Origin of the sequence: Altererythrobacter sp. B11, from assembly GCF_003569745.1 — a bacterium.
GTDB lineage: Bacteria > Pseudomonadota > Alphaproteobacteria > Sphingomonadales > Sphingomonadaceae > Croceibacterium_C.
Genome location: NZ_AP018498.1, coordinates 1,448,752 through 1,461,884, shown reverse-complemented (window position 1 = coordinate 1,461,884; position 13,133 = coordinate 1,448,752). Strand labels below are relative to the sequence as shown.

General features: G+C 65.8%; 13 protein-coding genes and 1 tRNA gene. 4 read left to right on the top strand and 10 right to left on the bottom strand.

Annotated features, from left to right (window positions below):
• Positions 1-3: 3 nt before the first annotated feature.
• Together AEB_RS06955 and argH are read right to left on the bottom strand one after the other, a co-directional pair.
• Positions 4-246 (bottom strand): hypothetical protein, encoded by a 243-nt coding sequence (locus AEB_RS06955; RefSeq protein WP_119082534.1) that lies wholly within the window; start codon positions 244-246, stop codon positions 4-6.
• Positions 243-1,619 (bottom strand): argininosuccinate lyase, encoded by a 1,377-nt coding sequence (gene argH / locus AEB_RS06950; RefSeq protein ID WP_119082533.1) that lies wholly within the window; start codon positions 1,617-1,619, stop codon positions 243-245. Before argH ends, AEB_RS06955 begins: the two co-directional genes overlap by 4 nt.
• A gap of 16 nt (positions 1,620-1,635) precedes the next feature.
• Between argH and AEB_RS06945 the strand changes: the two genes are divergently transcribed.
• Positions 1,636-2,208, top strand: a complete 573-nt coding sequence (locus AEB_RS06945; RefSeq protein ID WP_119082532.1) for a TlpA family protein disulfide reductase — start codon at positions 1,636-1,638, stop codon at positions 2,206-2,208.
• A gap of 76 nt (positions 2,209-2,284) precedes the next feature.
• Here the strand turns inward: AEB_RS06945 and AEB_RS06940 are convergent.
• The 3 genes from AEB_RS06940 to AEB_RS06930 form a co-directional block, all read right to left on the bottom strand.
• Positions 2,285-2,360: transfer RNA gene (locus AEB_RS06940), tRNA-Val, on the bottom strand.
• A gap of 43 nt (positions 2,361-2,403) precedes the next feature.
• Entirely contained in the window at positions 2,404-3,414 is a 1,011-nt protein-coding gene (locus tag AEB_RS06935; protein ID WP_119082531.1) for a winged helix DNA-binding protein, read from the bottom strand.
• An 86-nt stretch (positions 3,415-3,500) separates the two neighbouring features.
• The gene (locus tag AEB_RS06930) at positions 3,501-4,790 is read right to left on the bottom strand and encodes an adenylosuccinate synthase (RefSeq protein WP_119082530.1); all 1,290 of its coding nucleotides are present in this window, start codon (positions 4,788-4,790) and stop codon (positions 3,501-3,503) included.
• A 417-nt stretch (positions 4,791-5,207) separates the two neighbouring features.
• Here AEB_RS06930 and AEB_RS06925 point away from each other — a divergent pair, with 417 nt between their 5' ends.
• Together AEB_RS06925 and AEB_RS06920 are read left to right on the top strand one after the other, a co-directional pair.
• On the top strand, positions 5,208-5,699 hold the full coding sequence (locus tag AEB_RS06925; RefSeq protein WP_119082529.1) for a PilZ domain-containing protein: 492 nt from the start codon (positions 5,208-5,210) through the stop codon (positions 5,697-5,699).
• 39 nt (positions 5,700-5,738) lie between these two features.
• Positions 5,739-6,629, top strand: coding sequence for an alpha/beta hydrolase (locus AEB_RS06920; RefSeq protein WP_119082528.1), 891 nt, complete (start codon positions 5,739-5,741; stop codon positions 6,627-6,629).
• Here AEB_RS06920 and AEB_RS06915 read toward each other — a convergent pair.
• From AEB_RS06915 to AEB_RS06905, 3 genes are all read right to left on the bottom strand, one after another.
• A complete protein-coding gene (locus AEB_RS06915; protein ID WP_119082527.1) occupies positions 6,626-7,738 on the bottom strand; it encodes an ATP phosphoribosyltransferase regulatory subunit in 1,113 nt (370 codons plus the stop codon). The two genes, AEB_RS06920 and AEB_RS06915, sit on opposite strands and share 4 nt — an antisense overlap.
• Before the next feature lie 55 nt (positions 7,739-7,793).
• Entirely contained in the window at positions 7,794-9,377 is a 1,584-nt protein-coding gene (gene serA / locus AEB_RS06910) for a phosphoglycerate dehydrogenase (RefSeq protein ID WP_119082526.1), read from the bottom strand.
• A 114-nt stretch (positions 9,378-9,491) separates the two neighbouring features.
• The gene (locus AEB_RS06905) at positions 9,492-10,625 is read right to left on the bottom strand and encodes a phosphoserine transaminase (RefSeq protein ID WP_119082525.1); all 1,134 of its coding nucleotides are present in this window, start codon (positions 10,623-10,625) and stop codon (positions 9,492-9,494) included.
• Positions 10,626-10,792: 167 nt separating this feature from the next.
• Here AEB_RS06905 and AEB_RS06900 point away from each other — a divergent pair, with 167 nt between their 5' ends.
• Positions 10,793-11,476: an extensin-like domain-containing protein gene (locus tag AEB_RS06900; RefSeq protein ID WP_119082524.1), complete on the top strand. Its 684-nt coding sequence runs from the start codon at positions 10,793-10,795 to the stop codon at positions 11,474-11,476.
• On the opposite strand, the gene AEB_RS06895 is transcribed toward AEB_RS06900, so the two are convergent.
• The gene (locus AEB_RS06895; RefSeq protein WP_119082523.1) at positions 11,464-12,180 is read right to left on the bottom strand and encodes a response regulator transcription factor; all 717 of its coding nucleotides are present in this window, start codon (positions 12,178-12,180) and stop codon (positions 11,464-11,466) included. The genes AEB_RS06900 and AEB_RS06895 overlap by 13 nt on opposite strands.
• 174 nt (positions 12,181-12,354) lie before the next feature.
• The gene (locus tag AEB_RS06890) at positions 12,355-13,116 is read right to left on the bottom strand and encodes a proteasome-type protease (RefSeq protein ID WP_119082522.1); all 762 of its coding nucleotides are present in this window, start codon (positions 13,114-13,116) and stop codon (positions 12,355-12,357) included.
• Between the last annotated feature and the right edge of the window lie 17 nt (positions 13,117-13,133).

Sequence of the window (13,133 nt, the reverse complement as noted above, 5' to 3'; positions counted from 1 at the left end):
CTGTCAGCCTTCGGGCGGGAGATCGAAAGGATCGTCCTCGCGTTCTTCCGATTGGCGCCGCAGCTCCACGCTGCGAAGCGGGACCGCTTCGGGCCCCGGATCGAGCAATTGCTCCGGCGTGTCGGGTTGTTCCTGCCCATAGGGCACGGGCGGCGGGGTCATCCCTTCGGCCAGCCGCAGATCGCGCTGCTGGCCGCAGGCGCCCAGAGCAAGCAGCAAGGCCAGAGAGCCGGCTATGCGTTTCATCCGTCCATCTCCAGAACCTTGCGCGCGGCGGCCACCTGCCTGCGCACTTCCACCGGCGCAGTGCCGCCGTGGCTGCAGCGCGCGGCCACGGAGGCTTCCACGGACAGCGCCGCGAATACGCCTTCACCCACGCGCGAATCGATCGCCTGCAGTTCCTGCAGCGACAGCGCATCGAGCGCAACGCCCTTGCCTTCCGCCAGCTTGACCGCGGCGCCCGTGATGTGATGCGCCTCGCGGAAGGGAATGTTCGCCTCGCGCACCAGCCAGTCCGCCAGGTCGGTGGCCGTGGCATATCCCAGTTCCGCCGCCTGGCGCATGCGATCGGTGCGGAACACGGCATCGGCCACCATCCCGGTCATCGCCGCGATGGAGAGGCCGAGGAGGTTCGCCGCTTCGAACACCGGCGGCTTGTCGTCCTGCATGTCCTTCGAATAGGCGAGCGGCAGGCCCTTCATCGTCACCATCAGCGCGGTGGCGCAGCCGACGATACGGCCCGCATGGCCGCGCACCAGCTCCGCCGCGTCGGGGTTCTTCTTCTGCGGCATGATCGAGCTGCCGGTGCTGAGCGCATCGGGCATGCGCACGAAGCCGAAGGGCTGGCTGGCCCAGATCACGAACTCCTCCGCCAGCCGCGACAGATGCAGCGCGCATTGCGCCGCCGCCTGCAGGTAATCCAATGCAAAATCCCGGTCGGACACGGCATCGAGGCTGTTGGCGGTGGGTCGATCGAAGCCCAGCGCTTGCGCCGTCATGTCGCGGTCGATTGGGAAACCGGTGCCCGCCAGCGCCGCGCTGCCCAGCGGGCTTTCGTTCATCCGGTGGCGCGCATCGCGGAAGCGGGAGCGATCGCGCCGGATCATCTCGTAATAGGCCATCAGGTGATGGCCCAGCGTCACCGGCTGCGCCGTCTGCAGGTGGGTGAAGCCGGGCATGATCGCATCCGCCGCCTCCCCCGCGCGGGTGACGAGCGCCTTCTGCAGCGCCTCCAGCCCGGCATCGGCCTGTTCCATCGCTTCCCGCACCCACAGGCGGAAGTCGGTGGCAACCTGATCGTTGCGGCTGCGCGCCGTGTGGAGCCGCCCGGCCGCGGGGCCAATCAGCTCCGCCAGGCGGCTTTCGGTCGTCATGTGAATGTCTTCGAGATCCCAGTCCTCCGGCACCCCATCGGCTTCATATTCTGCTGCCACACGGTCCAGCCCGGCCTCGATCGCGCGCGCATCCTCCGCGGACACGATGCCGCAGGCGCCCAGCATGGCGACATGCGCCTTGCTGGCCGCGATATCCTGCCGCCACAGCGCCTTGTCGAACGGAATGGAAGCGTTAATCTCGCGCATGATGGCGCTCGGCCCTTCGGCGAAGCGCCCACCCCACATCTGGTTGGAGCCTGTAATGTCCCGTTCGCCCTTGCTGCTCACTTGCGCACTCGCCTTCCTCGTGGGGGCTTGCGATAGGGAAAGCGCCCAACCCGCGCAACCACAGGAAAGCGCAGCACCCGATCCCGGCGAATTAGCCGGCACGATCGACCGCAGCTTCGCCGGACAGCCGATGCCTCCGGCCACCGTCAGCGATCCCTCGGGCACAACGATGGCGCTGGCCGAAACCAAGGGCAAACCGGTGCTGATGAACCTGTGGGCCACCTGGTGCGCGCCCTGCGTGAAGGAGATGCCGCTGCTGGACGATCTCGCCGGTGACGTGGAAGGCGACGTGCGCGTGCTGACGATCAGCGAGGATCTGAAGGGCGCCGAAGCGGTGAAGCCCTTCTTCACCGAGAACGGCTTTGCCCACCTGCCCATGTGGATGGACCAGAAGAACGACCTGGCCATCGCCTTCGGCGGTGGCACGGTGCTGCCGCTGACGGTGCTGTATGATGCCGAGGGCAAGGAAGTGTGGCGCGTGATCGGCGCCTATGACTGGGGCAGCGAGGAAGCGCGCACCGCCGTGAAGGAAGCGCTGGCGAGCTAAGGACAGCCCGACCGATAGCCATGTACATTTGTACACGGGTGCGAAGGCGCGGCTCCCCGGAAACTCACAGAAAAACTGGTGGGCGGTGACGGGCTCGAACCGCCGACCCTCTCGGTGTAAACGAGATGCTCTACCAACTGAGCTAACCGCCCCAGGCGGGCGCCCTTAGCCCATCGCTCGCCGCCACACCAGTGCCTAAACCAGCTGTGCGGCCGTGCGGCCCAGTTCCGCGAAATAGCGCGCCATGCCGTCCGCTGCCCGATCGGTGAGCGCAATGAAGGCGCGGCGGCGATCGGTCTCGTCCTCCACCCGCTGAAGCAGGCCGCCCGCCGTCATCTGGCCGATCCAGCGCAGGGCCGTGGTGGGCGGGACGCCGCTGGCGATGCACAGCGAGGTGACGGAGACACGCACGTGCTCCGCCCGGGCGGCGGTGAGATCGAGCAGCATGTCCCACGCCGGATCGGCGAAAAGATCGCCGTCGAAGAAACGGGCACGCAATTGCCGCTGGCGCAGGATGCGGCGCACGAGGCGCGGATCGGGCAGCGGCACGCGTGCGGAACGGCCGAGCCGGTCTGCCCCGCCCTCCACCGGGCCGACATAAGCGGGGGCCGGGCTCTCGAACCGGAAGGCGCTTGCGCCGTCCGCATTCTCAATGCGATCAGCCTGCCCGCCGGCGGCGCTCAGCCGTTCCAGCCGTTCCGCGATCTGCCCGACTTGCTCCGTCAGCCGCAGAAGCGTCAGGCGATCGTCCTCCGACAGTTCGCGCAGCCGGAGATTGGGCACGCGCGCCAGCACGCGGCCCAGCGCGATCACCCGCTCCGCACGCGAGGGATCGACCAGAATCTGCGGGTTGGACTGGTCGCAACAGGCGAACACATCGTCCAGCGCCGCGACCGAAGTCGAAACCACCAGCTGAGCCCCCGCATGCGCCACCCGCATATCCAGCCGCGCCAGTGCTGCGCAGCAGGCGGAATCGAGCACCGGGCAATCGAGCAGAACCACTTCGCCGAGAGGCTTGGCCGATCCCGTGAGCAGATCGGACACCGGGCCGCATTCGCGCAGCACCATGCCAGCCGCCGCCGCGTCTTCCGCGATTTCGGCCCGCAGATAAGCCCGATCCGCATACACGGAGACAGCCAGCGGCAGCCCCGCCGCATCATTGGCCGCCCCATAGGTGAAATCTTCGACCGTACCTGCCTGCGCCATGCGCCGTCCCCTGAACCGGCTCCCGAATCAGGAGCCGGAACACAGTGAGAACAAAATGGGATCAGGTCAAGATTGTCAGCGCCACTTCAGTCTGCGAAGGGGTCGCGCACCAGGATCGTATCGTCCCGCTCCGGGCTGGTGGATACGGAAGCCACAGGGCATTCGATCAGCTCTTCGATCCGGCGGATGTACTTGATCGCCTGCGCCGGAAGCTCGGCCCAGCTGCGCGCCCCGGCGGTGGTTTCGCTCCAACCTTCGATCTCTTCATAGACCGGTTCGACACGCGCCTGCTCGGCCGCGTGGCTGGGGAGATAATCGATCACGTCCCCATCTAACCGGTATCCGGTGCAAATCTTGATCGTTTCGAAACCGTCGAGCACATCCAGCTTCGTAAGCGCGATACCGGTCACGCCGCTGATCGCGCAGCTCTGGCGTACGAGCACGGCATCGAACCAGCCACAGCGGCGCTTGCGCGCAGTGACCGTGCCGAATTCATGCCCCTTTCGCCCCAATTCCTCGCCAGTCTCGTCTTCCAGCTCGGTCGGGAACGGGCCAGAGCCCACGCGGGTGGTGTAAGCCTTCACGATCCCGAGCACGAAGCCGGCCGAATTGGGGCCGAGCCCGCTGCCACTGGCGACCGTGCCGCTGACAGTGTTTGAGCTGGTGACGAAGGGATAGGTGCCGTGGTCGACGTCGAGCAGCACTCCTTGCGCGCCCTCGAACAGAATTTTCGCCCCTTCCTTGCGCACATCGCGCAGGCGCTTCCACACGGGCTGAGCGAATTGCTGCACGAAGGGCGCGATCCCACGCAGATCTTCAAGCAACGCCGCTCGATCGACCGGCGGCTCGCCGAATCCGGCGCGCAGCGCATCGTGATGCGCGCACAGCCGGTCAAGCTGCGGGTCGAGTTCGTCCAGATGCGCCAGATCACAGACACGGATCGCACGGCGGCCGACCTTGTCTTCATAGGCCGGGCCGATGCCGCGGCCGGTGGTGCCGATCTTGCCCTTGCCGGCCGCCGCTTCGCGCAGGCCATCGAGATCGCGATGCAGCGGCAGGATCAGCGGACAATTGTCCGCGATGCCGAAATTTGCAGGGGTAATGGAGACGCCCTGCCCCTCCAGCCGTTCGAGCTCCGCCTTCAGCGCCCACGGGTCCAGCACCACGCCATTGCCGATCAGCGACAGCGTGCCGGTGACGATGCCGCTGGGCAGCAGGCTGAGCTTGTACGTGGTGTCGCCCACCACCAGCGTGTGGCCGGCGTTGTGCCCGCCCTGGAAGCGCACCACGACATCCGCCCGGCTCGCCAGCCAGTCGACGATCTTGCCCTTGCCCTCGTCACCCCACTGGGCGCCGATCACGGTAACATTGGCCATGAATCTACCTTTCCACCCTGCCAGGGGGATCCGGTTCGCCCTTCGACAGGGGCTCGGCGAACGGATGGATCGCCCCGGGCCACCCGACCCGGAACGCGCCGCGCCCCTACCGATGCGGCCGGTGCCGCGTCAAGGCTTGATCGGAGGCAGCCGCAGTTCCGGCCACATCACGCCCGATGATGAATCGCTGACCTGTTCCAAAAGCAACGTGAAACGGGCAAAACCACGGATAACTGCGGGATACGATGGTAAATAAAGTTCGACCAGATAGTCCTGTATGACCACAGTATTGTGTTGCCTCCCTTAACTGCGGACAACCGATAGAACTATCCGGATATGCGCCACAGCCTGCGAAGACGGGTTCGCATAACGGAACCTTAGTCAATCGGTGCCAACAGGATCCCGCGAGGAGAGTGCATGATGTGGGCAAGAGCGCAGGCGGCGGTTCTGGAACCGGCCCGCGACAAGCGCGGAGAGGATCGCAAAAGGCTGCGGCTTGAGGCGGTCAGCAGCACCACCCATGCAGGCCGCGCCCGCGTGCTGGTCCACGACATCTCGCAATCCGGCATCCTGTTCGAAAGCACCGCCGACCTGATGGTGGACGAGGTGGTACAGGTGGACCTGCCCACAAAAGAGCAGGTGTCCGCCCGTATCCGCTGGTCAAGCGGCGATCTGTTCGGCTGCGAGTTCGAGGAACCGATTTCCAGCGCGGCCGTGAGCGCCGCCATGCTGATCTCTCCTCCCTACGAGGGCCCGCAAAGCGAAGCGAAGCCGTGGTATGCGGAAGAGCCCGTGTTCCCCGATCCCCATTTGGAGCCCTTCCCCAGCTGGATGCGGGCAATCGTGATCGTGGGCCTCGCCGCCCTCTCCTGGGGTGCAATCCTGCTCATCGCCTCAACCGTGTTCTGATCGCTTGCCGGCAGCTGCGCGAAGGCGCATCTCGCCACCATGCCGCGCCTCGAGACTCTCCTTCGTTTCGCGCTGGCGCACCCCCACGACCTTGCCGGCCCCGGACGCCCCGTCGTGCACGGCGCAAGGCATCAATGGCCGGATCGGGTGCTCCCCTATGGCCCGAACCCCCTGCAGCAACTGGATTTCTATCGCGCAGGGGATGGCAGCCGGCCGCTGCTGGTTTTCCTGCACGGCGGCGCCTGGCAGTTCGGCGACAAGGCCCGACGACTGAAGGACTGCAAGGCGCCCTTCGCGCATGAGCAAGGCTGGCATTTCGCATCCATCGGCTTTCGCATGGTGCCCGAAGTGGGCGTTGCCGAAATGGCGCGGGACTGCGCCCGGGGTATCCGCCTGCTGGTGGAGGAAGCGGCGACGCTCGGGATCGATCCCGCGCGCATTGTGCTGATGGGGCATAGTTCGGGTGCGCATCTGGCGGCCCTGCTGGGGTGCGACCCCGCTTACATGGAGGAGCAGGGGCTGGCGGTGGACATGCTGGCCGGCATCATCGCCAACGACGGTTCCGCCTATGATGCCGGCCAGCCGAGCGTGGGGCCGCGGTGGTTGCACCGCCGGCTCATCGCGCCGGCCTTCCCGGGGGAACCGAGTGAGCGGGCCGCTCTATCGCCCGTGTGCCACGCCTCGCGGCCGCCCAACGCGCCCCGGTTCCTGATCCTCCACACCGCCCATGGGCACGGATCGCGCCAGGCGCACGCACTGGAGGAGGCGCTGCGCCGTGGCGGCACGCCGGTTGAGCGCCACGGCTTCGCCGGGCGCGGCACAATGGCGCATGTGAGGATGAGCCGCCGCTTCGGGGTGCCGGGCCACCCCGCCACGGAAATCACCCGCCGCTGGCTGGTGGAGCACTTCGGCGCGGTGCCGCGCGGCTAAAGCGGGCGGGCGGCTTGCCCGTCGAGGATGTGCGAGCAGCCGATCGCGGCGGCATCATCCGTCTCGCTCAGTGCCGCCAGAGTGCGCCAGCCGGACCGGCGCAGTTCGGCCGCCGCTTCGCGATCATGCCCCAGGGGCAGGAACACCGCCGGGCGGCGCGGCTCATCGGTCTTCAGGACCTCGATCAGTTCCTCGGGATAAAGCGAGAAGCCGGTGGCCGGCTCTTCCCTGCCGCCGATGCGATAGGTTCCGCCGCGGCCCAGCGCGCCGCGCACGCCCTCCGCATAGATGGTGAAGCCGAACCAGCTCTGGTATTCGAGATCGTGCCGTTCGGAGGGGTCGAGCGTAAGGCGGGCGCGGCCTTCCACACGGGCAGCGATCTGTCGCAGACCCTCGATGCGCGAGGCGAGCGTGCCGCTGGCGTCCAACTCTTCCAGCCGGGCAATCGCCTGCTCGAACGGCCCAATGGCGGAAAGCAACGGCAGATAGGCCGCCCCGCCCGCCGCCTTGAGCCCACCGGCATCCTTCGCGTCCAACTCCCGCCGCACAGCCTGCACCTGATCGGGGTCGAGCGGAAATTCGGCTGCGGCCAGCGTGTCGACGAGGTCCGGCAGCGTGAAATCGACGGAGACTCCGGTCGCGCCCGCAGCTTCCAGCGCCTCGATCGCCAGCGCGACGATCTCGGCCGCGGCATCGATCGTATCGCTGCCGATCAGTTCCGCGCCGATCTGCAGATCCTCGCGCCGGGGATCGAGCATGTCGCCCGTCATCCGCGCCACCTGCCCGGCATAGCACAGCCGCAGCGGGCGCGGCGCACTGCCGAGCCCGGTGGCGGAAATGCGCCCCACCTGCGCCGTCATGTCGGACCGCAGCGCCAGCATCCGCAGGCTCTTGGGATCGACGAAGCGGAACATGTTGCGCGTGCGCAGCCCATCGGTGCGCGCGGCCATGGATTTCTCGAACTCTATCAGCGGCGGCCGCACACGGTCATAGCCATGCGCGTCCATCGCCGCGAGCATCGCCCGCTCGATCCGCGTGGCCGCGGCCGCGCTCTGGGGCAGGCGGTCTTCCAGCCCTTCGGGCAGCAGGTCTGCGGTCGGATCGATCATGCGGGTGCCCCTAGCCGTTCGCTCCCCGCTTGCGAAGAGCGAACGGCCATCAGGATCAGAAGGCCAGCGCCTTCACCACTTTCACGCCCTGCAGCTGTTCGGCGCGGGCGATCACGTCCGCGGGGATCGCCTGGTCCACGCTCAGCAGCAGCACCGCCTCGCCCCCCGCCGAGCGGCGGCCGAGATGGAAGGTGCCGATGTTGATGCCCGCTTCGCCCAGCAGGCCGCCGATGCGGCCGATGAAGCCCGGCGCGTCCTCGTTCACGATATAGAGCATGTGGCCGTCGAGATCGGCTTCGATGCCGATGCCGAAGATCTCCACCAGCCGCGGAGCGGTGTTGCCGAACAGCGTGCCCGCCACGGAGCGATCGCCCTGGCTGGTCGCCACCGTCACCCGCACCAGCGTGTGATAGACGCCTTCGTTCTCATTGCGAACTTCGCGCACTTCCATGCCCCGCTCCTTGGCGAGGAACGGCGCGTTGACCATGTTCACGCTGGAGGAGAAGCGCTTCATCAGGCCGGCCATCACCGCGCCGGTGATCGGCTTCTGGTTGAGCCGCGCGGCCGCGCCTTCTACCTCGATGCTGATCTTGGGCAGATCGCCATGGGCCAGCTGGCCCACCAGCGAGCCGAGCTTTTCGGCCAGCGCCATATAGGGCTTAAGCTTCGGCGCTTCCTCGGCCGAGAGGCTGGGCATGTTGAGCGCATTGGTAACACCGCCGCTGACGAGGAAATCGCTGATCTGCTCCGCCACCTGCAAAGCCACATTGACCTGCGCTTCCGTGGTGGAGGCGCCCAGATGCGGGGTGCAGATGAAGTTCGGCGTGCCGAACAGCGGGCTATCCTTCGCCGGCTCCACCGCGAACACGTCCAGCGCGGCGCCGGCCACATGGCCGCTGTCGAGCATGTCCTTGAGCGCAGCTTCATCCACCAGACCACCGCGGGCGCAGTTGATGATCCGCACGCCCTTCTTGGTCTTTTCCAGCCGCTCGCGGCTGAGAATATTGCGCGTCTCTTCGGTCAGCGGCGTATGCAGGGTGATGAAATCGGCCCGGGTGAGCAGCGTTTCGAGATCGACCTTCTCCACGCCCATTTCCACCGCACGCTCGGCCGTGAGGAAGGGATCGTAGGCGACGACCTTCATCTTCAGCCCCAGCGCGCGGCTGGCGACGATCGAGCCGATATTGCCCGCGCCGATCAGGCCCAGCGTCTTACCGGTGACTTCCACGCCCATGAAGCCGTTCTTCGGCCACAGACCTTGCTGGGTCTGCGCATTGGCTTCGGGGATCTGCCGGGCCAGCGCGAACATCATGGCGATGGCATGTTCTGCCGTGGTGATCGAATTACCGAACGGCGTGTTCATCACCACCACACCCTTGGAAGAGGCGTAGGGGATATCGACATTGTCGACGCCGATGCCCGCGCGGCCGATGACCTTCAGATTGGTCGCGGCGTCGAGGATTTCCGCTGTCACCTTTGTGGCGGAGCGGATGGCGAGGCCATCATACTGGCCGATCACGGCCTTGAGCTCTTCCGGCGTCATGCCGGGCTTCACATCCACGTCGCAGCCGCGCTCTTCGAAGATGAGCGCGGCGTTGGGGTCCATCTTGTCGGAAATGAGGACTTTGGGCTTGGTCATGCTGGATTCCTTGAATTCGTCTTCCCGGCGCTGCGGGATTCCGGGCGTGCGGCGAACAGGCGCAGGCGCGGAGGGGAACCCCGGCTCAGGGCCGGGGCGACGGAGCGGTCGTGATCAGGCTGCGGCGGTCATCTGGGCATAGGCCCAGTCGAACCACGGGCCGAGCGCTTCGATGTCGGCGGTGTCCACCGTGGCGCCGCACCAGATGCGCAGCCCCGCCGGAGCATCGCGATAGCCCGCAATGTCATAGGCGGCATGCTGTTCTTCCAGCATCTTGGCAAAGGCCTTGATGAAGTCCGTATCCGCATCCTTCACCGTCAAGCAGACGCTGGTGTTGGACCGGATAGCCGGATCCTGCGCCAGATGGCCGAGCCAGTCCCGTTCCTGCACGATCCGGTCGAGCGCCGCCGCATTGGCGTCGGCGCGCGCCTTCATCGCGGAAAGTCCGCCGATCGACTTCGCCCATTCCAGCGCGAAGATCGCATCTTCCACGGCCAGCATCGACGGCGTGTTGATCGTTTCACCCTTGAAGATGCCTTCGATCAGCTTGCCGCCCTTGGTCATGCGGAACACCTTGGGCAGCGGCCATGCGGGCGTGTGGCTTTCCAGCCGCTCGACCGCGCGGGGGCCAAGGATCAGCACGCCATGCGCGCCTTCGCCGCCCAGCACCTTCTGCCAGGAGAAGGTGAGCACATCGACCTTCGCCCAGTCGATATCCTGCGCGAACACCGCGCTGGTGGCATCGGCAATGGCCAGACCTTCGCGATCGGCGGCGATCCAGTCAGCATTCGGAACGCGCACGCCGGAGGTGGTGCCGTTCCAGGTGAAGATCACATCGTTCGACCAGTCGACCTGCGCCAGATCAGGCAGATGGCCATAATCGGCCCGCAGGACGGTGGGATCGATCTTGAGCTGCTTGACCGCATCGGTGACCCAACCTTCACCGAAGCTTTCCCACGCCAGCGTGGTCACCGGGCGGGCGCCCAGCATGGTCCACATCACCATCTCGACTGCGCCGGTATCCGAGCCCGGAACGATGCCGATCCGGTGCGTATCGGGCACCTGCAGCACTTCGCGGATCAGATCGATGCATAGCGCGAGGCGCGCCTTGCCCAGCTTGGAGCGGTGCGAACGGCCGAGTGAATCGGTTGCGAGCTTTTCGGGGGACCAGCCCGGCGGCTTTGCGCAGGGACCGGAAGAGAAGAACGGGCGCGCGGGTTTGCGCGCTGGCATGGTATGTTCAGTCATGTAGACTCTCCTTACAGAGAGCACGCGCGGCGTTGGGACCGCGTGGCCCGTCGGCCGCACTAGTCTTGGCCGGGGCTTAGTCAAGCGGGATTGAAGTTACTTTGGAAACCACCTCCCCCACCCGTCAATTAGCCTCTCGTTCACCAGCCCTCGCGGAGAATGTCGCAATGACGCGCCGCCCCCTCGCCCTCACCGTCGCACTCATCGCCGCCACCGGCCTTTCCGCCTGTTCGCTGATGCCAGGCGGCTCCGGTGGGCAGCCACAACAGCCCCGGCGCAGCCAAGGCAACCTGGCCGCCAACCCCGCCGCGCGCCAATGCCTGGCGCAGCTTGGATCGGCGGGCGCGCACTTTACCCCGCTGCCCGACCGCTACATTTCGACGGGCTGCACCAATCTGAACACCGTGCAGCTGAGCGCGCTGCAAAGCGATCGGTCCAGCATCGCGATCGGAAATATCGGCCCGGCGACCTGCGGCGTGAGCCAGGCATTTGCCGGCTGGGTGCGCTATGGCGCGGATCGGGCAGCGCGGCAGATCCTCGGCTCCCCCCTGCGCAGCGTGGAAACCTTCGGCAGCTACTCCTGCCGCAATGTCGCCGGTACCAACCGCCGGAGCGCCCATTCCACCGCGGACGCAATCGATGTTTCCGCCTTCGTCCTGCAGGATGGGCGGCGCATTTCCGTGAAGGGAGATTGGAGCGACGGCACCAGCGCGGAACGCCGCTTCCTGCGCGTAGCGCATGAAAGCGCGTGCAAGCGTTTCGACACCGTGCTGGGGCCAGAATACAATGCCGCCCACCGCGATCACTTCCATGTGGAAGGCGTGATCAGCGGGACAAGCTATTGCCGATGACGGCGCAATGTTTCGCCAGTCGCGGGCGCCTGCGGACGCCCGATGCGGCCGATGACCCGGTCCTGCCCACGGCGCGGTTCCGGTTCAGGCTCCGGCTCGGGCAGATCGCTGCCCGCGGCCAGCCACAAGCGCACCGCATCAGCGGGATGGCTGGCGCCCAGCTTCGTCATCATATTGGCGCGATGGATCTCCACCGTTCGCGGACTGATACCGAGCAGGCGACCGATTTCCTTGTTTGAGCAGCCGGCGCTCAGCAACTCCAGCACTTCGCGCTGACGCGCGCTGAGCTGACTAAGCCGCTGTCGTGCTTCGATCTCGAAGCGCCAGTTTGCCTCCAGCTTGCGCGCCTCGCCCTGCATACGCGTCAGCCGGCGAGCGAAATCGTTCATTTCCAGCGGCAAGCAGAGATAATCCAACGCTCCGGCCTTCACCGCGTCCACCACGCGGGACGTCTCCGGCTCGACGGCCGCGACTGCGATGGGAAGCCCTACCCCGCCATCGCGCAGGCATTGGATCAGCGCCTCCGCGCCACCTGGAACCGTGTCCTCGGCCGCCAGGACTACCCCGTCGAGCAGGGGGCGCTCCAACAGCTCGGCGACATCGGTGTAGACTTCCGCATGATGGCCGAGAGCAAACGCGACCCGCGCCTGCTCAGCCCTGGAGCGGCTATTGCCGCCGACGATATGCAAGGTTGTTCGTTCCATCTGCGCCAAATTGCCGCCCCCAACGGGTATTTGCATCTGCAGGCTAGGCGAATTTGGATGTATTCCCGCCTTCCCTAGTTGGGATTACGGCGGATTGCGTAAGGAAACTCACATTCGCAATGGATGAAAATCTGCGTAGTAGTCCTAAGCGCCGTGGCTTATAGGGGTTTTAACTTAGATTAAACCCTTATCCTGACTCTCGTTTATCATGTAATCAGGCAGGGAATTGAAGGCGCTCTTCAAAGCATCGCTCCAGCTTGAAGAGATCGATTCGAAATAAGTATCGCCCTGTTCAATACGGCGCTCGTGGCCCGGCTTATAACTGTCCCGCTCAATCACCAGCAGATCGAGCGGCAGCCCTACTGACAGATTGGCCTTTAAGGTGGAATCGAAGCTGACCATCAGCAACTTCACCGCATCCTCGAATGACATGCTGCGGTCGTAGGCGCGGATCAGGATCGGGCGGCCGTATTTTGTTTCACCGATCTGGAAGAAGGGGGTGTCGAAACTTGCTTCGATGAAATTGCCTTCCGGGTAGATCAGGAACAGGCGCGGCTCCATGCCCTTGATCTGGCCGGCCAGGATCAGCGAGGCGGTGAAGCGGCCCTGGCCGGTCTGGCCGTTCTCCACCTGCGTTTCACGCACTGTTTCGCGCAGCAGCTTGCCGGTTTCCACCGCCACTTGGAACATGGTGGGCAGCTCGAGCAGCGACATGTGCCGGTCGGCCGGCGCCTTGCTGCGTTCTTCCAGCTTGCTGATGACGGACTGCGTGGTGGCCAGATTGCCTGCGGTCATCACCGCCAGGATTCGCTCGCCCGGCACGCACCAGTGGAACATCTTGCGGAATACCGAAATGTTGTCGACGCCGGAATTCGTCCGCGTGTCGCTCATCAGCACCAGGCCCTTTTCCAGAACCATGCCAACGCAGTAGGTCATTCGTGAACGCGCCCCCT

Excerpts from the sequence above, each read along its gene's own strand:
- AEB_RS06955 (WP_119082534.1), bottom strand. The coding sequence starts at position 246 with ATGAAACGCATAGCCGGCTCTCTGGCCTTGCTGCTTGCTCTGGGCGCC.
- argH (WP_119082533.1), bottom strand. The coding sequence starts at position 1,619 with ATGTGGGGTGGGCGCTTCGCCGAAGGGCCGAGCGCCATCATGCGCGAG.
- AEB_RS06945 (WP_119082532.1), top strand. The coding sequence starts at position 1,636 with ATGTCCCGTTCGCCCTTGCTGCTCACTTGCGCACTCGCCTTCCTCGTG.
- AEB_RS06935 (WP_119082531.1), bottom strand. The coding sequence starts at position 3,414 with ATGGCGCAGGCAGGTACGGTCGAAGATTTCACCTATGGGGCGGCCAAT.
- AEB_RS06930 (WP_119082530.1), bottom strand. The coding sequence starts at position 4,790 with ATGGCCAATGTTACCGTGATCGGCGCCCAGTGGGGTGACGAGGGCAAG.
- AEB_RS06925 (WP_119082529.1), top strand. The coding sequence starts at position 5,208 with ATGATGTGGGCAAGAGCGCAGGCGGCGGTTCTGGAACCGGCCCGCGAC.
- AEB_RS06920 (WP_119082528.1), top strand. The coding sequence starts at position 5,739 with ATGCCGCGCCTCGAGACTCTCCTTCGTTTCGCGCTGGCGCACCCCCAC.
- AEB_RS06915 (WP_119082527.1), bottom strand. The coding sequence starts at position 7,738 with ATGATCGATCCGACCGCAGACCTGCTGCCCGAAGGGCTGGAAGACCGC.
- serA (WP_119082526.1), bottom strand. The coding sequence starts at position 9,377 with ATGACCAAGCCCAAAGTCCTCATTTCCGACAAGATGGACCCCAACGCC.
- AEB_RS06905 (WP_119082525.1), bottom strand. The coding sequence starts at position 10,625 with ATGACTGAACATACCATGCCAGCGCGCAAACCCGCGCGCCCGTTCTTC.
- AEB_RS06900 (WP_119082524.1), top strand. The coding sequence starts at position 10,793 with ATGACGCGCCGCCCCCTCGCCCTCACCGTCGCACTCATCGCCGCCACC.
- AEB_RS06895 (WP_119082523.1), bottom strand. The coding sequence starts at position 12,180 with ATGGAACGAACAACCTTGCATATCGTCGGCGGCAATAGCCGCTCCAGG.
- AEB_RS06890 (WP_119082522.1), bottom strand. The coding sequence starts at position 13,116 with ATGACCTACTGCGTTGGCATGGTTCTGGAAAAGGGCCTGGTGCTGATG.